This window comes from Agrobacterium sp. MS2, from assembly GCF_003261015.1.
Classification (GTDB): Bacteria; Pseudomonadota; Alphaproteobacteria; order Rhizobiales; family Rhizobiaceae; genus Agrobacterium; species Agrobacterium pusense.
This window is the reverse complement of record NZ_QLNF01000008.1, coordinates 34,701-56,386: the sequence shown is the minus strand read 5'-3', so window position 1 is coordinate 56,386 and position 21,686 is coordinate 34,701. Positions and strand designations below refer to the sequence as shown.

The following is a 21,686-nucleotide window of genomic DNA, read 5'->3' as shown; positions in this document are numbered from 1 at the left end:
CTTTCTGAGGTTTAGGTGACGTCAGTAACGTTTTCGTTCCGGCGTCCTTCGATGACCTCTATATGCGCTTTCCAATGGGGAATTAACAGGCAGAATAAGGCAATCCACCCATGCGTCAGACGCAAGGGTTGCTGGCGCCGGTTTGCGTTGAAACAGAGACATGGCTGAAATTCAGACAGTTCGCAGGACCTTATAACGGCGCGGCGGCTCAGAATTTGTAGCGGACTCCGAACACGTTGGCGTTTGTGGCGCCCTTCATGTTGCCAAGTGTTTTGCCGCCACCGGAACGGTGGTGGAGGCGCCAGAAGAATTCCGTCGAGGAATCCTCGCTGAAAGACACGTTGATTTCCGGCCCCAGATAAAAAAGGACATTGGCGTTGCCGTCGTCCTTGATTTCCTGTTCGCGCTCGCGGCCCGGCTGCGCATCCGTAACAATGCTGAGCCCTGCTGTAAAACTTGGGGTGATGAACAGTCGCTCTCCAAGCCTGATCTGTTCATAACGCGCGACCGGGCCCGCCCACACCTCGCCGGTGAAGCCCTTGCCGAACCTGACGGCCATGCCGACCTCGCCGCCCAGTTTTATATTGCCGATACGGTAAGGATAGAACTGATAGCCGCCGCCGATGACAGCATTTCTTTCATAGTCCACGGGAATAAGCGCCGCGCTTTTCAGCATGTCTTCTTTCGTCATGGGGCCAGCGAAGCCGAATATCGCCTCACTCGTCTCAGAGGTCATATCCTCCGACGCGAAAGATGACGTGGCAGCCAGTGCGACCATGGCTGCCGTCGACAGACGTGCTGCAATATTCATCGTGCTACTCCTGAACAAAGCTCGCTTTACCCAGCCGTCCTCATAGGCATAATCGCGGAAGGCGAACATACCGTTACCGAACACAATTAATTCAACTTACGTGGAATCGGCTGAAACATGCGCGTGATCCCGATGCTGTCAGCGCAGGAAACGCCTGAACCGGCGAAGCGCAAAAACGAAAAGAGCCGAGCCGATGGCCAGCAGCGCCAGCAGTTGCGGCCAGACCACATCCAGCCCCGCCCCTCTGAAAAGCACCGATTGCGCCAGGATGATGAAATGGGTGTTTGGCGCAAGAAGCATGATGTACTGGATGATATCAGGCATGCTTTCGCGAGGCGTCATGGCGCCGGAAAGCACCTGCAACGGCAACAAAAACAGGATCAGCAACATGCCGAATTGCGGCATGGACCCGGCGACTGTCGCGAGAAAAATTCCCATGGAAGTCATGGCGAAGAGTTGCAATGCCGTTCCGAGCAGGAAAAGCGAAAGCGAGCCTTCGATGGGAATGGCAAGCAGGCCCCTCACCACCACGAACAGCGAAAATGCAGAGGCCATCAGCACGACCAGCCCCATGGACCACACCTTGCTGAGCATGATTTCCAGCGGCGTCACCGGCATGACCAGCAGATGCTCGACCGTTCCGTGTTCTCGCTCGCGAATGAGCGCCGCCCCCGTCAGCACGATGGATAGCATGGTAATGGCGGTGATGATGTTGTTGATCGAGCCGAACCAGGACTTGTCCAGTTCCGGATTGAAGCGGGAACGTAGCGTGAGGTCCACCGGCACCGAGGTCGCGCCGCGATAGCGGTCGACATACTCCTGTATTTCGCTCGTCACGATGCTCTGCACGTAACCGCCACCGCTGAAAGCCTGACTCATGCGGGTGGCGTCGATATTGAGCTGGATGGCCGGCTGCTGTCCGGCCATCAGCCGGCGCTGGAAATCCGGGGGAATGTTGAGCGCGAAGGTATCGAGGCCCGCATCCATGCGCTTGTCCATTTCAGCGATGGAAATCTGCTTCGGCGGGGAGAAATAGGGCGGATAAAACGCCGTGCTGATGCGGCTGGAAAGCGGCGACTGATCCTCATCGACAATGGCGATGGCCGCGTTGTTCAGCGTCTCCGGCAGCGCGCTGGAACCGGTATAGATCTGCAGCGTGAAGGCATAGACGATAAGCAGCATCAGCATTCCGTCTCGCGCGAGACCGCGCAGTTCCTTGATGCCGAGCTGGAAGATGTTGGACGAAAAAAGCCTCATGACGCCTGTTTTCTCAAAAGTGCAGCGCCGGCAATGAGGAGCAGTGGAATGGCAATGAGAAGCGGCAGAAACGAGCCGGAAAGTCCGGCGAAATCCAGGCCCTTGGAGAAAGTTCCGCGCGAAATGGTCATGAAATAGGTGGCAGGATAGACGTTGCCGATAAAGGCGCCCGCCCCTTGCAGCGACGAGACGGGATCGATCATGCCCGAATATTGCGTCGCCGGAATGAGCGTCAGAAGAGCCGTGCCGAAGATTGCCGCAATCTGGCTCTTCATGAAGGAAGACATGAGGAGGCCGATGGATGTGGCGATGATGACATAGAGCAGCGCGCCCGTCGCATAAGCGAGATAACTTCCGGTGAACGGCACCTGAAAGATGAAGACCGCAAATGCCGTCAGAAGTACGAAATTGAGCATGCCAAGGGCGACATAGGGAAGCTGCTTGCCGATCAGGAATTCCAGCCGCGTGGTCGGCGTCACGTATAGATTGACGATCGAACCGAGCTCTTTTTCCCTGACGACGCTGAGGGCCGCCAGCATTGCGGGGATGAGCATGAGAAGCAGCGGAATGACCGCCGGCACCATGGCGACAAGGCTCTTGACGTCGGGATTGTAACGATAGCGCGTTTCGATGCTGAAGCTGCTTTGCGTGGCCGCGCTGCCGTAAATTTCGGCGGCCTTCCGCGCCAGCCATGTCTGATGCATGCCCTGCACGTAACCGCGAACGGTCTCCGCCCGCTGCGGCATGGCGCCGTCTATCCAGGCCCCTACCTCCACAGTCTTGCCGCGCAAGACATCGCGGCCAAAGCCAGGAGGAATTTCTATGGCAAGGCTCAGTTCGCCATCACGCATCCGCCGGTCCATATCGGCATAGTCCCGGATAGGTTCCTTCTCGATGAAATAACGGGAGCCGGCAATGTCGAGCACGTAATCGCGGCTGATAGTGGAATCGTCGCGATCCAGCACCGCGAAAGTCAGGTCCTCGACATCGAGATTGATGCCGTATCCGATGACGAACATCAGGATGACGCTGCCGAGCACGGCCAGCGTGCCGCGAATGGGATCGCGCTGCAGTTCCAGTGCCTCGCGGCGCGTATAGCTGAACATGCGCCTGAAATCGAAAAATCTCTTGCGGGAGGGCGCCGCATGTTGCGTCACCGGCACGTCCGCTGCTGCCACAGATGCTGTCGCAGGCGCGTCCCTCGTAACCCCGGAAGCATCTTCCAGATAGGCGACGAAAGCCTCTTCAAGTGTTGCGGCATTACGGCTCCTGGTGATCGCATCGGGCGTATCGCTGATCAACACCTTGCCGGCATGCATCAGCGAAATCCGGTCGCAGCGCTCCGCCTCGTTCATGAAATGGGTGGAGATGAAGATGGTGACATTATCGTTGCGCGAGAGATCGGCGAGGATTTGCCAGAAGCCGTCACGCGCCACCGGGTCGACACCAGAGGTCGGCTCATCGAGGATGAGAATATCGGGCGAATGGATCATCGCCACCGCAAGCGACAGCCTCTGCCGGATGCCAAGCGGCAGGTCGTCCGGCAGCGTGTCCATGACCGCGCCAAGATCGAAACGCTCCGCCATTTCGGCGATACGCGGTTGAATTGCCTCTTCCGGCAGCTTGAACAGGCGGGCGTGCAGATCAAGGTTCTGCCGCACCGTCAGTTCGGAATAGAGCGAGAAGGCCTGGCTCATGTAACCGACGCGGTGGCGGATCGCCATGTCGCTCGCATCCACCTTGTGTCCGAAGAGCTTCGCCTCTCCTTCGCTGGCGGCCAGAAGCCCCGTCAGCATCTTCATGGTGGTGGATTTTCCGCAGCCATTGGAGCCGAGAAAGCCAAAAATCTCGCCGCGCGGAATCTTGAAGCTGACATTGTCGACGGCGGTGAAATCGCCGAAACGCATGCTAAGGTGGGATGCCTCGATGGCATAATCACCTTCACCGGTCGGCTTTCGTGGCGCGATATGGACTTCGTGGTAATCCTTGCGCTTTTCTTCGGGAAGAAGCGCGATGAAGGCGGCGTCGAGATTGGGTGCCGCGGTGCGGTCGAGAAGTTCGGCGGGCGAGCCGGTGGCAAGAATCTTGCCGCCATCCATGGCAACCAGCCAGTCAAAACCGGCGGCCTCCTCCATATAAGCCGTTGCGACGATGACGCTCATGCCCGGACGCCCGGCACGGATAGAGTCGATCAGTTCCCAGAACTGCCGCCGCGATAAAGGATCAACGCCTGTCGTCGGCTCGTCCAGGATCAGCAGGTCCGGGTCGTGGATGAGCGCGCAGCAGAGCCCCAGCTTCTGTTTCATGCCGCCGGAGAGCTTCATCGCGGGACGATCGGCAAAAGGTTCGAGGCCGGTGCTCTTGAGCAATTCGGCGATACGCGCCTGCCGTTCCCTTCCGTCCTGTCCGAACAGCCGGCCAAAAAAGTCGATGTTTTCAAAGACTGACAGGGTGGGATAGAGGTTCTTGCCAAGGCCCTGCGGCATATAGGCGATACGCGGGCAGGTATCCTCACGGTGGCGCGGATCGGACATGTCGCCGCCCAGAACCTCTACCTTGCCCTTCTGGATGGCGCGCGCGCCCGAGACCAGCGACAACAGGCTCGATTTGCCGACGCCGTCAGGCCCGATGAGCCCTATCATCAGCCCGGCGGGTATCTCGACCGATATGTCGTCCAGCGCAACCGTGCTTCCGAAGGTCAACCGCACATCGGTCAATCGCGCAACGGGTGCGTTTCTGTCATTCGTTTCTGGAGGCGCGACCATAGCGGCCACCCTCACTTGACGAGATTGCGTTCGAGATTCTCCGGCCAGGCGGCCTCCGGATCAAGCCGGACATAGGCCATGCCGGGCAGCCCTGTTTTCACATATTGAATATATTTCTGCAGAAGTGCCTGGGGGATTTGCGCCCTTACCCGGAATGTCAGCTTCTGGCGTTCCTCTTCGGTCTCCACCGTTTTCGGCGTGAACTGCGCGACATCCGCGACGAAGGACACTTTTGCCGGAATGGTGTATTGGGGGGCGGCATCCAGTATCAGTCGAACATCAGACCCCATCGACGTGCGGCCAGCCTCGGCCGTCGGCAGGAAAAACGTCATATAGACGTCGCCGAGATCGACGAGGTTCAGAACCCTTCCACCGGCGGAAAGCACTTCTCCGGGCTGGGCGATGCGATATTGCACGCGACCGTCGCGGGGCGATTTCAGCGTCGCATCGGCTATGTCAGTCTCGATGCTCTCGATGTCAGCCTGTGCGGCGTCTACCGCCGCTTCGGCGTCGACGATCTGCGCCTTGGCGGCGTTGATCGCGGCGTCGGAAGCCGCAAGCGAGGCCTGCGCAGAGGCGAGCGTTGCGCGGGCGGACTGCTCGGCGGCCTCGCTGTCATCGACGATCTGCTGCGAGACCGCATTGCCCGTCAGCAATTGTTTCGAGCGTGCATTGGTCTTGGAGGCGGAATCGAGCTGGGCCTTTCGCTGTTCCACCACCGCAAGCGCCGACGTCTTTTCCGCTTCACGCTGGGCGACAAGACTGTGGGCCGTGTCGATTGCTATTTTCGCACGGCGAAGCTGTGCTTCCGCCTGGCGTTTCCTCGCCTCCAGCTGGGCCGTATCCATCTGCGCCAGAACCTGTCCGGCCTTCACGAAATCACCCTCACGGACCATAATATCCCGAAGGCGGCCGGCGGTCTTGGTGGAGATATCGATCTCGACGGCCTCGATGCGACCGTTACTGGCCACGAATCCCGAAGGCAGGCCCTCGGCCGTCAGCTTCGACCAGGCGAAATAGCCGGCCACGGCCAGAACCACAACCGCCAGACCAATGAGCAAGCCCTTTTTAGACATCCGTCTTCCCCATGAACCCTTCAGGTTTCAACCGTAGTACGATAAAACTGAAGAAGCCAGCCACCATCACGTTCATAATTCGTACCTGGTATTTCCCGCACTGAAAGCGGAATAACCGGTTTCCGGGACTGTCTACGCCAGAGAGCGGCCTGCAGCCTTGACACAAGTCAAGCGGCGAAAGGATTTAATGGAGAGCGTCATCAAGGCGCCTCCCGTTCGCCGGCAGTTAACCGGCTCACCTTTGAGAACACCGACAGTACCATGCGATCATACCGATGCCGCGCCATCCCCTCGACAATCGGACGTCATCCTCGAGCTTGTCCCGAGGATGACAGAGTAGGGTCTTCGATAGCGCTTGCGGAAGGATGATGTGGGCTCGCTGCACACCTCCGATCCGTTATTGAGGGCGATGATGTTTACACAGCCCGCGCCCGCTTCACCTCCGCCTGCGTCCATTCCGGCAGCCAGTCACTATGGGCCAGCAGCAGATCGTCCACCAGCGACCAAATCTGATCGAGATCGAGTTCCGCCGCAGTATGCGGGTCCATCATCGCGGCGTGAAAGATGTGGTCGCGGTTTTCGCTCATCAACGCCCGCACGGTCAGCTCCTGAACATTGATGTTGGTGCGCATCAGCGCGGTGAGCTGCGGTGGCAACTCGCCGATGAAGGTGGGCTGCACGCCGTTATGATCGACCAGGCACGGCACTTCCGCCGCGCAATCCGATGGCAGCGAGGCGATGCAGCCATTGTTGCGCTGGTTGCCGTAAATGACCGATGGTTCGCCGGTCCAGACCGAATTGATGATCGAGGAGGCATATTCCTTCGACTGCTTGACCTCGATCTTTTCGGCCGAACGATAGGCCGCCGCCTGGCCCTTCCAGCGCTCGATCTGTTCGATGCAGCGCTTCGGATATTCATCGAGCGGGATGCCGAATTTCTCGATCAGGTCCTCACGGCCTTCCTTGATGAAATAGGGTGTGTATTCGGCGAAATGTTCGGAACTTTCGGTGACGAAATAACCAAGCCGCGTCAGCATCTCGTAACGCACCTTGTTGGGGCAGCGCGGGTTCCAGCCGGGTTTTGGCGCGCGGCCTTCGCGATAGGCGCGCACGAGATCGGGGTAGAGATTCTTGTAGCTCCCGTCCGGCTGGCGATGTTCGAATTCCAGGAAGAACGCCATGTGGTTAATGCCGGCCGAACGATAACGGATGTCCTCATAGGGAATATCGAGATCATGGGCGAGTTCCATCGCCGTGCCCTGCACGGAATGGCAAAGACCCACCTGCCGGATCGTCGGGTATTTTTCGGCAATCGCCCAGGTGTTTATCGCCATGGGATTTACATATTGCAACATGATGGCGTTCGGGCAGACGGCCAGCATGTCCTCGCAAATCTTCCAGAGGTGAGGCACGGTGCGCAAGCCGCGCATGATGCCGCCGACGCCAAGTGTGTCAGCAATGGTCTGGCGCAGCCCATACTTACGCGGCACTTCGAAATCAGTGACCGTGCACGGCTCGTATCCGCCGATCTGGAACGCCACGATAACAAAATCCGCGCCGGAAAGCGCCTTTTTCTGGTCGGTATAGGTCTCGGCCTTCGCCTTTGCACCGAGCGTCGAAATCAGCTTGTTGACGACGATGGCGCTTTCTTCCAGCCTTTCACGGTTGATATCCATCAGCGCGATTGTGGCGCCGGAAAGGGCCGGACGCTGCAGCACGTCACCGATGATGTTCTTCATGAACACCGTGGAACCTGCGCCGATGAATGCAATCTTGGGATCTCTTGCCATGTCTACCTCCGGCAATTGGGAATTCAAGCGATTTCGAAAGCAGCTCGCACAAGCCGCTGTGTATATTCAGTTTTTGGCTGACTGAGCACGTCCTCGACAGGCCCCTCTTCGACAATCCGCCCGCGCTGCATGACGATGACGCGGTGGCAAAGGGCGCGGACCACTTTCAGGTCGTGGGAGATGAACAGGTAGCTCAAGCCACGCTCATCCTGCAGCTTGCGCAGGAGATCGATGATCTGCGCCTGCACGGAAAGATCGAGTGCGGAGGTCGGCTCATCGAGCAGGATGAATTCCGGCTCCAGCGCCACTGCGCGGGCAATGGCGATGCGCTGTCTTTGGCCGCCGGAGAACTCATGCGGGAAACGCGAGAGGATGTTGCCGGGCATACCCGCCGCCTCCAGCGCGTCGCGCACCCGGTCCAGCCTCTCGGCCTTTGTCTTGCCAAGACCGTTGATGATGAGACCTTCCTCGATGATCTGGCCAATGGTCATGCGCGGGTTTAGCGAGGCAAACGGATCCTGGAAGACGATCTGCATACGCGACCGCAGAGGCCGCATATCAGCCCGGGAACGGCCATCGACCCTCTGACCGTCAAAAACAACCTCGCCGCCCACAGGGTCGTTCAACAGGAGCAGGGACTGGCCGAAGGTCGTCTTTCCGGAGCCGGATTCACCCACGAGCCCCAGTGTCTCGTGCCGCCTGAGCGTCAAGCCGAGACTGTCGACCGCTATCAGCTCCTTGAGTTCTGGTTTGAACAGGCCGCCATATCGCATCATGAAGGAAACGCGCACGCCGCTTGCCGTCAGGAGGACGCCGGCGTTCTCCGGCAGCGGCTTTGCTGTGCCCCGAGGTTCGGAAGCAAGCAGCCTTTTCGTGTAGGGATGCTGCGGCGCTGCAAACAGCCGCTCCGTGGTATTGTGCTCACGCATCTCGCCATGCTGCATGACATAGACGTAATCGGAAAACTGCTTCACGATCGTCAGATCATGGGTGATGAGGACCACGGCCATGCCGCGCTTCTTCTGGAGATCCCGGATGAGGTTGAGTATCTGCGCCTGTACCGTCACATCCAGCGCAGTCGTTGGTTCGTCGGCAATCAGCACGTCAGGATCATTGGAGAGCGCCATGGCGATCATAACGCGTTGGCGCTGGCCGCCGGAAAGCTGGTGCGGGTATTGTTTGAGCCGCGCTTCCGGCTCCGGTATCTGCACCTGACGCAGCAGATCGAGCGCCCTCGCCTCTGCCTGCTTCTTGCTCAATTTCGAGTGGACGCGGATTGCCTCTACAATCTGGCTGCCGATCGTATAGATCGGGTTCAGCGAACTCATCGGCTCTTGAAAGATCATCGAGATGCGATTGCCGCGCAGCGCCCGGCGCTGGCGCGACGAGAATTTCAGGATGTCGTCGCCGTTGAACCGGACGACTGCCGATTTCGCGACTGTGGCGCGCTTGGTCAACAAGCCCATGACGGTGCGGGCGGTGACCGATTTTCCCGAACCGGATTCGCCGACGATGGCGATGGTCTCACCCCGGTAAAGCTGGAAGGAAATGTCCTTCACGGCCTCCACCATTCCGTGCTCCACCTTGAAGGTCACGGCAATGTTGCGGGCATCGATGATGGCGTTATCCTGACGATCATCCGCGTCGAAGCGGATGGCGGGGGCGAAGGTGTTGTTCAGGGCAGCTACCATGTCACGCTCCTCTCAATAGGGATCGACGGCATCGCGCAGGCCGTCGCCCAGTGCGTTGAAGGCAAAGACGGTGACCAGCACGAAACCGACCGGTGCAAGAATCCAGGGATAGGAACCTATGACCGAATAGGTAGCGGTATCCTGCAGCATCAGCCCCCAGGAGATCAGCGGCGGCTTCACCGCAAAGCCGAGGAAACCGAGGAAGGATTCGAGCAGCACGACGCTTGGAATATGCAAGGTCACCGCGACGATCACATGGCTCATCACATTCGGCAGGATGTGCTGGAAGATGATGCGCCTGTCGGTGGCGCCAACAGCGATCGCCGCCCGGACATAATCGATCCGCGCCAGTGCCAGCGTCTTGCCGCGCACCTCCCTCGACATCTGCGCCCAGCCAAGCGCCGACATGACGCCGACCACAAAGACGAGGAACACGGTTGTTGGTGCGGTGACGGGAATAAGGGAAGTCAGCGCGAGGTAGAGCGGCAATTGCGGGAAGGCGAGCACCACCTCCACGAAACGCTGCACCCAGGCATCCAGCGGCCCGCCGAAATAGCCGGAAATCAGCCCGACGCTGGTGCCTATGACGGTAACGATGGCGACAACACTGAGTGCAATGGCAAGCGAGATGCGCGAGCCATAAATGGCGCGCGACAGCACGTCGCGCCCGAACTTGTCCGTTCCGAGAAAATGCACCGGCTGGCCATCGGTAGAGCCGAAGAAATGCCGGCTCATCGGAATGAGACCCAGAAGTTTGTATTCCGCACCCTTCACGAAGAAGCCGAGATAGACGGGACTGTCGTAATCCGGGCCGACGATCGGCTGGAAGGTGACCGGATCGAGCTCTTCCGTCTCCGCAATGGCATAGACGCGTGGCGCGAGGCTGAAATTGCCGTCCTTGTCGGTGAACCGGACCACCTCCGGCGGCGAAAAGCTGCCATGGGTTTCGAGCGGGTTCATCGGCGCGAAGAAGTCCGCAAAAATGGAGATGAGGATCAGCAGCACCACTAGTACCAGCCCGACCATACCCGTGAAGGATCGTCTAAGACGCCGCCAGACAAGCGCCAGATAGGTCTCGTTGCCATTGGCGGAGCGGTCGGGTTTTGCCGCGGCGGCCGTTTCGGTTTTCATCTCGTCAAACGCCATCATCTCAGGCCCTCCCGAATTCGCGGACGCGCGGGTCGAGCATGGCGAGCAGCATATCGGCGATGATGTTGCCGACGATCAGCGTGGCAGCCAGCACCATCATGAAGGTCGCGGTGACATAGACGTCACCCACCGCCATGGAGCCGACGATGGCCGGGCCGACGGTCGGCGACGCGAAGATGATCGCGGTTTCGATCTCGCCGCTCAGCATGTAGGGCAGCACCACGCCCTGATACATGACGAGCGGGTGCACGGCATTCGGCACCGCATGGCGCATGATGACGGCGCCTTCCGAAAGGCCCTTGGCACGCGCCGTCTCGACATATTGCGCATTCAGCGTATCGAGCAGATTGCCGCGCATCACCCGCATATTGTAGGCCAGCCCCCCGAAGACGGCGATAGCGACCACCGGCCAGACGTGGCTGACCAGATCGACGAATTTCACCCACGACCACGGCGCGCCGCCATATTGCGGTGAAAAGAAGCTTCCGATCTCCGACACATCGAAATGAAATACCATGAGATAAACGAGGATCAGCGCCATCAGGAAGCGCGGGATCGTCATGCCCAGGAAGGCAATGGTGGAGAGCAGGTTGTCGACCCAGGAATATTGCCGTGTGGCGGCCCATATGCCGAAGGCGATGCCAAGTACCGATGCGAAGATGTGGCAGACCAGCGCCAGAGCGATAGTGCGCGGCAGGCGTTCGCCAACCACATCGGCGACCGGCTTGTTGTAATAAAAGCTGTAGCCGAAATCGCCGCGGGCGAAGATGCCGCCGATCCAGTTGAAATATTGAATAACGAGCGGCTTATCGAGTCCGTGTTCGATACGGTATGCCTGCGCCTGCGCTTCCGCCTGCTCGAAGGATGCTCCGCCCTGGTTCATCAGCTGCGAGCGGATGTAGTCGGCGTAGTCGCCGGGCGGCGCCTGAATGATGGCGAAGGTCACCACGCTCAGGATCAACAGCACCGGAATGGCGGATGCCACGCGTATCGTCAGAAATCTCAGCATCGAACGGTCTTCCTCGGTTTGGATTGGCCGTGTGTTGCCGGCCGCGCTTCACGCGCGACCGGTACCGGGTGTGCTCCGGGAGGAGTTCTTCAGGTTTTCGTACTTCCGGACATAATGGCGTTACGCACCTTTACCGGAAGCTTCAGTTGATCGGCCCGCCCTCGCCCGGCTTGCCGGGAAGCTGCTCAGGGAAAAGTTCGTATTCGCCCTGCCTGTCGGCCGCGACCCACAGGCGTTCGCGGATGATGGCGTCTTCGGCCCAGTTGAACATGAAGATCGGCGTACCCTGCGGCACATTGGAGAACCGCTTGTTGACGATGAGCGCACCGGGATATTCGGTGAGGCCAATCGTGTAGAGGTTCTGCGTATAGACCTTCTGGTACTGCTTCATCAGCTCGGCCCGCTCGGCATTGTCCTGCGAAGATATGAACTTGCGCACAATGTCGGCCATGTCTTTTTCGAAGGGCATCAGGTCCAGTTCCTTGCCTTCGGGTGCGCGGTGGTTCCAGCTGGTGCGCGGCCCGACAGGGGCCAGTTGCTCGGTATTCTGCACCACGGATGAAAGCTCGGTGGAATTGCGCCGCACCAGCCAGTCAAACTGCCCGCCATAATGGGCGGCGTCACGCTGGTTTGAATCGAGGCTATTGATGACGACGCGAAGCCCAAGTTTCGCCATCTGGCCGACGAGACCTTCCGCAAGGCTCTTGTCTGTCGCGTAACCGTTGTTGACGAGAAGGGTAATCTCGACATTACGACCGCCAAGCGTTTCCTTGGGGAAATTCAGGAAACCGTCGCCGTCAGTGTCTTTCAGGCCAATCGAAGCCAGCGCCGCCTTGGCAGCCTCGAGGTTGAAGGGGTAATAGACCGTCGAAGCACGATCATAGAAGCTTGTCCCGGACGAAATGCCACCCGGATAGATCGCCGTGAAAGGCCCCTTCACCAGCGAGTCACCGATCGCCTTGCGATCAAGAGCAGAGGTGACGGCCTGGCGGAACACCTCGTTACGGTTCAGCTCACGAATGGCCTGTCCGCGCTCATCCGGATTGCCCCAGCCATTGGCGGAAAAATTCATCTGCAGATTATAGCCGATAAGGCGTGGTCCAAAGGCAAGGCGGGCTGGCGCATTGGGGTCAGCGGCGCGTTTCAGCGAGGCGACGAAATTCTCCGGCTGCTCGAGATTGGAGAAATCGCCAGATCCCGCTACGGCCTGCACATCGCGGTCCGCCCAGGTGGAGAGCTTGTAATGGACTTCATTGAGATAGGGCAACTGCTGGCCTTTCTCGTCCACTTTCCAGTAATAGGGGTTGCGCCGCAGCACGATGAGATCATCCGGCCGATAAGAAACCGGCACCCATGCGCCCATGACCGGCATGTTCATATACTCAGGCGGGAACGCGTTTTTGAACTGGTTATAGGTATTCTTGGAATATTTCGGATGCTGGGGTTTCAGAATATGCGACGGCCCGGGGCAGAAGCTCGGATAGGCCATGGTGTAGAGATATTGCTTCGGGAACGCCGCCTTGAACGTCCATTCGACGGTATAGTCATCGATCTTCTTGAGCGTCGTTCCCTCACCGAAAGCCTCAGGCGATGCACCACCGCCAAGCGGTGAGACATTGGGATCGATGACGGCGTCTTCCCAGTAGAACATCACGTCATCGGCGTTGAAGGGCTCGCCATCCGACCATTTCGCACCCTTGACGAGATGCATCGTCAGCTTGTGACCATCTTCCGACCACTCCCAGCTTTTCGCCAGATTGGGCAGCGGCTCGGTATCCTTGGCATCTACCTGGAACAGCGGCGCGGTGCGCGTCAGGCACTCGGAAAGGGCGATATCGATGCCGCCCCAGCCCTGGCTCTGACCGGCAATATAGTTCCAGCCCTCCGGCCTGCCGCCGACCACATGGCGCATCGTATCGCCGTAGACGCCCATGCCGTCGGGCATATTGCCTGTTTTGTAAACCAGCGGCTCCTCGGGCAGGCGCTCTTTCAGCGGCGGCAGCTTGCCGGTCTTTTCGAATTTCTCGGTAATCCAGTCGGGTTCGCTGTAGCTTGGCAGCGCCTTGAATTCGAGGATCGAGTCGCGCGCCACATAGTTGATCTTGCCTTCGGCCGGAAATTGCGGCGGCTCGGGCGGCGTAGTGGTCTCGAAGGCATTCGCATTGAGTGCGATCATCGAAACACCGAACCCCAGTGCCGAGATGATACCAATCCTGCGTTGAAGTAACATCGTCATTCCTCCCAAATGGCAGCTCTTCGACCGCCGACCCTCTGTCATCGTTGAGACCGGACGGCGAACTCCCTTCCGCCGCCGGCCTTTTCCCATGTCTTTTCCTTCAAACGGCCTTTTTCAGTGCCGATTTCTCGGCCCGCAATTCCTCGATGGAACGCACGTTGCGGCGCGCGGCACCCGCCCAGTCACGGGTCTTGACGCTGGACTTCGCAAGTCGCTCCTTCGCCGCCGGAACGGCATCGGCATATTGTGGCAGCCAGCGCGCCTGAGCGACAACCATCTCGTCCACCATCTGCCAGACCTCCTCCGGCGTGGCGACGGCGCCGACCAGCGGATCATGCAGCACGGCGAGTTTCAAAAGATCGATATCGCCAGTGACTGCCGCATGGACCGACATGCGCTGCACATTGATGGACGCCATGCAGGTGGCCGCACAGGCTTCCGGCAACGTGATGCCGGAAACCATGTTGATGCCGAAACGGTCGACAAAACCGGGCGATTCGATGATGGCGTCCGCCGGCAGATTGCTGATGACGCCATTGTTCTTGACGTTGAAGTGGCCGCGATAGACACGCCCGGTCTCCAGCGCCTCAAGAATATGGCTTGCATGTTCGTTGGAGCGCTTTGCCGGATCGATCGGCTTGTCGGCCGATGCGAGAAACTGCGGGAATTCCGTTTCGAACCAGTTGCGCGTTTCGGTGGAGTGGCGGAGATAACCGCCGGTTTCCCCGTGAATCCAGTCGGACATGTCGATCCAGCGGGCGATTTCCTCTGGCCGCTTACGATACCACGGCAGATATTCAGAGAGATGGCCGTTGCTTTCGGTCGAATAGACGCCGAAGCGCTTCAGCACGTCGATGCGAAGCTTCTCCTGCTGCGAGAAGACCGGATGCGCCTCAAACGCGGCAACCAGCTCCTCCTTACCGATCTTGCGGCCATTGAGCCGCAGATCGATGAACCATGTCTGGTGGTTGATGCCGGAGCAGATGTAATCGAGTTCTGCCGGGGATTTCGCACCGAGGATTTCGGCAATCTGTTCCGCCCCGTGCTGAACGCCATGGCAGAGACCGACCGTATCCACCTTGCCATATTCGATGGCTGCCCAGGTGTTCATGGCCATCGGGTTGGCATAGTTCAGGAACTTTGCGCCGGGTGCCGCGACCTCGCGGATATCTTTGCAGAAATCGAGAATGACGGGAATGTTGCGCTGACCGTAGAGAATTCCGCCGGCGCAGATTGTATCGCCTACGCACTGGTCGATGCCGTATTTCAGCGGAATGCGGATATCGTCCGCATAGGCTTCGAGCCCGCCGACCCGCACGCAGCTGATGATGTATTTCGCGCCCTCCAGCGCCCGGCGGCGGTCCGTATGGGCGGTCACCTTCACGGGGAAACCATTTGCCTCAACGATCTTGTCAAGGATCGCCCTGATCATATCGAGATTGTGCTGGCTGATATCCGTGAGCGCGACTTCAATATCGTGAAACTCCGGCACACACAGGAGATCCGTGAACAGTTTTTTCGTGAAACCGACGCTGCCTGCGCCAATAATAGCGATTTTGAAACTCATAACGCCACCTCTGTTGCAAATCGAACGGGTGAAACGGGCCGGCGGATCGTAAAATGGCACTGCAGAAAAACACCCGTGAGAATCCCGGAAAACCGGCCTTCCTCTCCAATTTTTCAGCAACAATATCCTGCTGGCTGTCTCCTCGGATCGGGATTATGCGTATAATACCGGCGAGGACCAGAGAAGGATTATGCTTTCATGGGTAATTTTGTGCTGCAGGATTTGATCGATCAGGGACCCGGCATGCGAACCGTCTCACTGCCGCGCGGCCGCCAGACGCTGCACACCATGCCGACCAGCAGCGGTTATGAAATCCGCCGTGGCGGCAATTATGATTGGGATGGTCGCAAGCGCGGCCAGACGCCCTTTACCGTCCTGCAATATTGCATCGGCGGTCAGGGCAACCTGCGCTATGAGAACCGTCATTACGTGGTGAGGCCCGGCGAAACCCTGCTGCTGCTCATCCCCCACAATCACCGCTACTGGCTGGAAGATGGCAAGGAGTGGGAGTTCTTCTGGATTTCAATGAATGGCGAGGAAGCGCTCCGCATCCACCGCAACATTCTTTCCGTCACCGGCCCGATCCTCAAGCTGCAGCCGGAAACGGTGGATCATCTCGCCGGATGCTGCTCACGTCTCGTCAACGGTGCCGAGACACCGGGGGCGGCGTCGGCTGTCGCCTATGAGGCGGCGATGACGCTTTATGACGATGTTTTCGGCTCGCATCCTTCCTTTGGCGGCGAATATCGCACGATGCAGCAGGTGCTGAGCTATATAGACAGCCACCTTGGCGATCGACTTTCCGTCAGCGACCTGGCCGCCGTGGCGGGTCTCAGCCGCGCGCATTTTTCCCGAATCTTCACCGCAAGCGAAGGCCTGCCGCCGGCGGAATTCGTCTTGCAAAGACGCCTGAGACGGGCAGCCAAGCTATTGACGACTGCAGCCAACATTCCAATCAAGGAAGTCTCGGTGCTGTGCGGTTTCGAGGATCCGAACTATTTCTCGAAGGTGTTCCGCAGGCTTTACGGCACCAATCCGAGCGAATTCCGCACCACCGGCATGTATGCCAGTGTCAGGCAGGGCTGACGCGAAACAGGACTTGGTTTTGACATGTTTCAGGCGATTAAGAATAGGCGTTACACCTTCTTTGGAGGCTGGCAGAGGTGAACAGCAAAATCCGGACGATTCTCGTCTTTCCGCTCAGGGCGATCATCGTTTTCGCCATGGTCCTCGACGGCATTTTCCGCCCGCTCTACCGGCCGGTCATCAGGGCCCTGTCGAACCTGAAAATCATCCAGCGGCTGGAAAGCCGGATAGCGCAGCTGCCGCGCCTTGCCATTCTACTCTGTCTCGCCGTTCCCTTCGCGATTGCGGAACCGATGAAGATCATAGGCCTCGTCCTCTTCGCCCATGGGGCTTTCAAGTCGGGGGTGGTTCTGACGATCATTGCCCATCTTTCGACCTTCCTGATTGTCGAACGCATCTACCATGCCGGCCGGGAAAAGCTTCTCACCTATGGCTGGCTCGCCTGGATCATGCGCTATGTGCGTTTTGCCCGTTCGTTTTACGACCGTTTGAAACTTGCGGCGCTGAGCTGGATTAAGCTTCGGGTCCTTGCACAATCGCGATAGAACCTGCCCGTCATCTTTTGCGGCGCAGCCTTTTCAAGAGATATTCCGCAAGCGCAGTCGATTGCAGCGACACGAGAATGATGACGATGCCGAACACAACGCGGGCTTCAGGCACTTCGTCGAACAGAAAATATCCGACCGCAGTCACAAACAGGATCGACAGATAGCTGACCGGCGCAAGGACGCTTGCATCCGCGATACGATAGGCCCGCAGAAAGCAATATTGTCCGATCTGCGCCAGCAATCCGATGCCGAGCAACGGAACCCAGTCAAATGACGCAACCGGCTTCCATGTCCAGATTGCCGGAATGGCGGTGATGACGGCGAGGCCCACCGTATAGAACACCATCATGACAGTGGTGTTCTCCCGCCGCAGCGCTCGTGTCTGGATAACCGCAAGCGCACCGAACGCCACCGATATCAGCACAACGATCACGCCCACGCCAAATTCCGCGCCGCCCGGCCCAATGACGACCAGAACGCCGACAAATGCAAGACAGGCTCCCGCCCAGCGAAAGCGGCTCACGCTTTCGTCAAGAAAGGCGACAGCCATCGCCATCGTCACCAATGGCCGGGAAAAACCAACGGCATTGACGGTCGCAAGCGGCAACAGGGTGATGGCGATGAAATTGCTGGTGAGTGCGATGGCATTGCAGCAGATGCGGAAAATGTTACGCCAGGGATATTGGATGCGCGCCATTTCTCCCCGGTGCCGCCAGATGAGTGGCAGGATGAACATCAGGCCAATCATCGCCCTGATGAAGACGAGCTGGAAGGCGGGATAGGTGACGCCTTGCGCCTTGACGAGCGCGGTCATACCGCCCGCAACAAGGGTCATGTCCAGCAACAGCCAGCCTATGCCCGCGCGGGTGTCCGTTTCGCGAGGGCCTTGCTGTTCTTCGCTTTGATCGTCGCCATTCACGCCGGTTGCACAAGATTGGCCATGAGGCGGAAAGCGCCAGGCACAAGCTTGTCCATCTGGTGATGCAGCACGAGGCTGGTATGGGTATGCCTACCCTTGCCGATGACGCCCGAAACCAGCGCACCCTTCAGCGGCTGCTCATCGACATCATGCATGGCGAGCAATGGCTCGTAGACATCATCCCAGCGCGAGGCGAAATAAAGCCCGCGCTCCTTGTCCCAGCCCCCCCAGTCGGCGGCATCAATCCTGTTGGGCCCGGCAAGCAGCGGATGGTCGGGCAAGAGCACCGTTACCTCCGCCTGCGGATCGGTCACACGCCAGCGCAGGGAAGGCTTGCCGATCTCAAGACGCCGGACTGGTGTCGTTTCCGGATTCCATCCGTCAGTCGGCCGGTGATAGAGCGTGACCAGATGACCGCCGTTTTCGACGAAGCGGTGAAGTTTCTCCGTCTCGGCAGCGAGATCCCTGCGGATGCCGAAGGCGAAGATGCCAATAACGATCGTCGTAAAGGAAGACAGGTCCCCGCCAAGCGCCTGAGCGTCGAGGTCGGTGACATCGAGTCCCATTCGCGACAGCCAAAGACCCACCCTGTCAGCACCACCACCGACATAGCCGATCCGCGCCTTCTCGGGCAGCTTCAGGTCCAGCGAGAGGATCTTCAGAACGGACGGCGCCAGAAATCTTGCCCGACCGATGTGCGGATAAGCGATCGGCGTTATCTGAAAAGCGGGTTGCGCACCGACAAGCGCCTCGATCTGGGCAAGGCCCACCCGAGCCTCGCCGTTACGTTCGGCAATCCAGTCGCCGCCGTTCTTGCGCAGGTTCCAGCCGCCCGTATTACTGAACGACAGCAACGCATCGGCGCCCTTTATATGCGCCTGAAAGACATGCGCCTCCTGCCGCTGTCCGAGGGGAACCAGAAGAGCGTCCGGCGCAATCGTCAGCGACTGCGCCGGCGTCACAAAAAACGGTTCCTCAAGGTCGAAGGCGGCCGAAACCGTTCTGCCTTCAACCTTTGCGGAAAGCCGCACTGAGGCATGGCCATTGCCGCCCATGGCTTTCCAGTCAGGCTGATACAGCCCGGAAACAGGTGCATCCTGATCCGCGACAAGCGTAAAGACCCGCCTCTCGCCAAGCGACTGGATGGATGACGATACACCTGATGGCAGGACCGGGGTGACCTCAACGTCAATGTGAGCCGCCTTATCTGAAAGCTCCACGGAAAGAACCGACGTTCCGCCCGGAACGATCTCCGCCGGCTCGGCGTAGGCCCGCTCGAAAACATCAAGCGCCGTCAGGATGGCGGCATCGACCTGCGCCCGCTTGCGCCCGATCCGATGTCCGTGCACTTCCCTGAAATCCGCAGTGGCGGATTCGTCCACCGTCTGCAAAAGCGCTGCCGCCGCAAGAAGTGACGCCGTGATCCGCTGCCTGTCGGGAAAGGCTGATATCGCTTCGCTTATCGCCTGTTCCGCCTTGACCAGCGCCCTTGCCAATTCGGTATCCAGGCCCGGGAACACCGCAAGGTCTGACAACGAAGACGGCAGCCCGTCGAGGATCGAGTGTTCTTGGCCCCTTGCATCACTGGCGAGTTCGAGATGCAGCGGCCAGACCTCCTGCGCCAGCTTAGGCCAATGTCCCATTCCCTGAGAAGCGTGATAATAACGCGACCATTCGCCGATCCGGTCATATTGCGCGCCGGTCGCCTGCTCCCTGCCGCGAGCGTTTACCGTTACGGTCGTCTCCGGCGGCGGCACTTCGTCATCATAGGTGTCACCACCGCCCGACCACGCGGGAAGGTAATATTTCGCCACCTGCCACGGCTTCAGCCCCTCTGCAAGATGTTCAGGATAGGCCGCAGGGTCCGCCGCCAGCGCGATGGCGCTCTTTGCCGCACGCGTCATGGCGCGGTGGTGCCCATGTTGTCCCGGCACATCGAGAAAGGTCGGGATGACGATATCCGGCCGCTCCTTGCGATAGGCGCGCACCAGCCGCTCAATGATGCGCTGCTGCCCCCAGCGGCCAAAGGTCTGGTCGCCATCCTTGGAGAACCCGAAGTCATGAATGAGATCCGCCGGCCCATGGCCGAGCCAGCTGATATCCGCATCGATGACGCGGGCCGCCTCCTCCAGCTCCCGCGAGCGGATGACGCCGAGCGCGCCAAGCCTTTCCGGCCCCAGCGCATTCTGACCGCCCTCGCCACGTGTCGAGCAGGCGATGATGGTACGCATGCCAAGCTCCATGCGGAAATAGGCAAGCAACCCGTTCTGCTCGTCGTCCGGATGCGCGCCGGTATGCATGACGGTCACCGTGGACTTCAGCGCGCTCAGCCTGCGATGCAGGCGTATGAGCCACGGATCGGCCATTTGCCGTTCGATGCGCTCCCGGGGGGTAAGCATGGGCGGTCTCCTCCAATATTCAGCCGGGTGCCTGCGCTGCGGCTCCCATGGATGTCTCAAGTTTTGGCGTGACGATATCGAAAAGCGGCAAGGCGGCAGCGCCGAGGGCAGCAGTCAACTGCCCGGACTTGCCATGGATGACACGCGGAAGTTCCCGCTGCCTGCGACTTGCGACCGAGGTCGGCAAAGGCCCCATCCGTGCAATGATTTCACTGATGATGACCTCAGGCAGAGCGCCGCCGAGAATGACTGTCTGCGGATCGAGAATATTCTCGAGCATCGCCACCATGGGCGCCAGATGCGCCGCAGCTTCGTCGATCCATTCCCTCACCACGGGATGGCCTGCCTTGAACAGGGCCTCCAGATCATCAAGTTCCGTATCCGCAACACCGGCGCATACAAGCTTTTCCTTCAGTACATAGACTGAGGCATAAGCCTCCAGGCACCCTCTCTGCCCGCAGGAAGGACAAGGCCTTCCCCTCGGCGAAACAGTCACATGGCCGATTTCGCCGGCATTCCCGAATGCACCGCGATAGGGCGCGCCATCCTGGATGATGCCGAGGCCGATACCGACGCCGAAATAGATCATGCAGAAATTCGGGATCGCCAGACCAGCACCAAACAGCCGTTCCCCGACTGCTGCGGCCGTGGCATCGTTTTCAACCACGACCGGCTGGCCGCAGGCTTCGCCCAGCATCTGCCGGGCATCAATGCCGCCCCAGCCGGAAAGCGTCGTCGGTCCCACCGAAGTCATGCCATCGATCTCGAAGGGACCGGGCATGACGACCCCGGTGCCAAGAAGCCTGCAGCCTAGATTTTTGGCAACGGCGTCATGCTCGGCGGCAAAGGTCTTGAATATGGCTTCCGGTGTCGTGTCCGAGAGCGGCGTGATGCGCTGCGTGCGAAGAACGCCGGCGAGATCAAGACCGACGGTGACCATATGGTCGGCGGCGATTTCCACGCCGATCGTCGCCCCCCCATCCGGGTTGACCGAAAACTGGATCGGCGGCTGGCCGCGACCGGAGCGACGACGGCCGAGCTCCTTCAGCAACTCCTCGCCCATGAGTTCATCGACGATATTGGCGACCGCCTGCGGCGTCAGATGCGTGATCTTGGCGATCTCGGCGCGGCCGAGGGAGCCGTGCCGCCGGACAATATCGAGGACGACTCGCCTGTTATGTTCGCGGCTCCGCTCAGGGTTTTTTCCGATTGCTACGGGATAAGCGTCCGCCGTGTGCACCGTCATCTCTTCAACTTCCCGTCTGTTAGAAAATTAATAGCGTCGAACCGACGATAAGCGCAATATAATAATTCAAGTAAATTATCTTATTGACAAACGCCTGCCTTCAGAGAACCGTAAGAGCGACCGGGGGTCAGGCTTGC

Annotated in this window: 15 protein-coding genes; 2 read left to right on the top strand and 13 right to left on the bottom strand. The window is 59.3% G+C overall.

Annotated features, from left to right (window positions below; all coding sequences use genetic code 11):
• Positions 1 to 208: 208 nt before the first annotated feature.
• The 10 genes from DOU54_RS03245 to DOU54_RS03200 all read right to left on the bottom strand — a co-directional run bounded on the left by DOU54_RS03245 (position 209) and on the right by DOU54_RS03200 (position 15,351).
• Positions 209 to 811, bottom strand: coding sequence for a hypothetical protein (locus DOU54_RS03245; RefSeq protein WP_193603293.1), 603 nt, complete (start codon positions 809 to 811; stop codon positions 209 to 211).
• A 138-nt stretch (positions 812 to 949) separates the two neighbouring features.
• The gene (locus tag DOU54_RS03240; RefSeq protein WP_064264170.1) at positions 950 to 2,068 is read right to left on the bottom strand and encodes an ABC transporter permease; all 1,119 of its coding nucleotides are present in this window, start codon (positions 2,066 to 2,068) and stop codon (positions 950 to 952) included.
• Positions 2,065 to 4,833: a ribosome-associated ATPase/putative transporter RbbA gene (gene rbbA / locus DOU54_RS03235; RefSeq protein ID WP_113730624.1), complete on the bottom strand. Its 2,769-nt coding sequence runs from the start codon at positions 4,831 to 4,833 to the stop codon at positions 2,065 to 2,067. The genes DOU54_RS03240 and rbbA overlap by 4 nt, the downstream gene beginning before the upstream one ends.
• Positions 4,834 to 4,844: 11 nt before the next feature.
• Positions 4,845 to 5,909, bottom strand: coding sequence for an HlyD family secretion protein (locus DOU54_RS03230; protein WP_022563844.1), 1,065 nt, complete (start codon positions 5,907 to 5,909; stop codon positions 4,845 to 4,847).
• A 416-nt stretch (positions 5,910 to 6,325) separates the two neighbouring features.
• A complete protein-coding gene (locus tag DOU54_RS03225; protein ID WP_113730622.1) occupies positions 6,326 to 7,699 on the bottom strand; it encodes an alpha-glucosidase/alpha-galactosidase in 1,374 nt (457 codons plus the stop codon).
• A 23-nt stretch (positions 7,700 to 7,722) separates the two neighbouring features.
• Positions 7,723 to 9,390, bottom strand: a complete 1,668-nt coding sequence (locus DOU54_RS03220) for an ABC transporter ATP-binding protein (protein WP_113730620.1) — start codon at positions 9,388 to 9,390, stop codon at positions 7,723 to 7,725.
• A gap of 12 nt (positions 9,391 to 9,402) precedes the next feature.
• Complete coding sequence (locus DOU54_RS03215) at positions 9,403 to 10,539, bottom strand: ABC transporter permease (protein WP_113730618.1); 1,137 nt, start codon at positions 10,537 to 10,539, stop codon at positions 9,403 to 9,405.
• Position 10,540: 1 nt separating this feature from the next.
• Positions 10,541 to 11,548, bottom strand: coding sequence for an ABC transporter permease (locus tag DOU54_RS03210; RefSeq protein ID WP_113730616.1), 1,008 nt, complete (start codon positions 11,546 to 11,548; stop codon positions 10,541 to 10,543).
• Positions 11,549 to 11,690: 142 nt separating this feature from the next.
• Entirely contained in the window at positions 11,691 to 13,778 is a 2,088-nt protein-coding gene (locus tag DOU54_RS03205) for an ABC transporter substrate-binding protein (RefSeq protein WP_113730614.1), read from the bottom strand.
• 106 nt (positions 13,779 to 13,884) lie between these two features.
• Entirely contained in the window at positions 13,885 to 15,351 is a 1,467-nt protein-coding gene (locus DOU54_RS03200) for an alpha-glucosidase/alpha-galactosidase (protein WP_113730612.1), read from the bottom strand.
• Between the two features lie 198 nt (positions 15,352 to 15,549).
• On the opposite strand from DOU54_RS03200, the gene DOU54_RS03195 reads away from it, so the two are divergent.
• Both DOU54_RS03195 and DOU54_RS03190 read left to right on the top strand, forming a co-directional pair.
• On the top strand, positions 15,550 to 16,437 hold the full coding sequence (locus tag DOU54_RS03195; protein WP_004444665.1) for an AraC family transcriptional regulator: 888 nt from the start codon (positions 15,550 to 15,552) through the stop codon (positions 16,435 to 16,437).
• Between the two features lie 77 nt (positions 16,438 to 16,514).
• Positions 16,515 to 16,982, top strand: a complete 468-nt coding sequence (locus DOU54_RS03190) for a hypothetical protein (protein ID WP_080823136.1) — start codon at positions 16,515 to 16,517, stop codon at positions 16,980 to 16,982.
• A gap of 10 nt (positions 16,983 to 16,992) precedes the next feature.
• Here DOU54_RS03190 and DOU54_RS03185 read toward each other — a convergent pair whose 3' ends face one another.
• The 3 genes from DOU54_RS03185 to DOU54_RS03175 are packed head-to-tail and all read right to left on the bottom strand — an operon-like array spanning position 16,993 to position 21,549.
• Positions 16,993 to 17,904, bottom strand: a complete 912-nt coding sequence (locus DOU54_RS03185; protein ID WP_080823137.1) for a DMT family transporter — start codon at positions 17,902 to 17,904, stop codon at positions 16,993 to 16,995.
• Positions 17,901 to 20,303, bottom strand: a complete 2,403-nt coding sequence (locus DOU54_RS03180) for a PIG-L family deacetylase (RefSeq protein ID WP_113730610.1) — start codon at positions 20,301 to 20,303, stop codon at positions 17,901 to 17,903. The genes DOU54_RS03185 and DOU54_RS03180 overlap by 4 nt, the downstream gene beginning before the upstream one ends.
• A gap of 19 nt (positions 20,304 to 20,322) precedes the next feature.
• A complete protein-coding gene (locus DOU54_RS03175; protein WP_113730608.1) occupies positions 20,323 to 21,549 on the bottom strand; it encodes an ROK family transcriptional regulator in 1,227 nt (408 codons plus the stop codon).
• Positions 21,550 to 21,686: the final 137 nt, after the last annotated feature.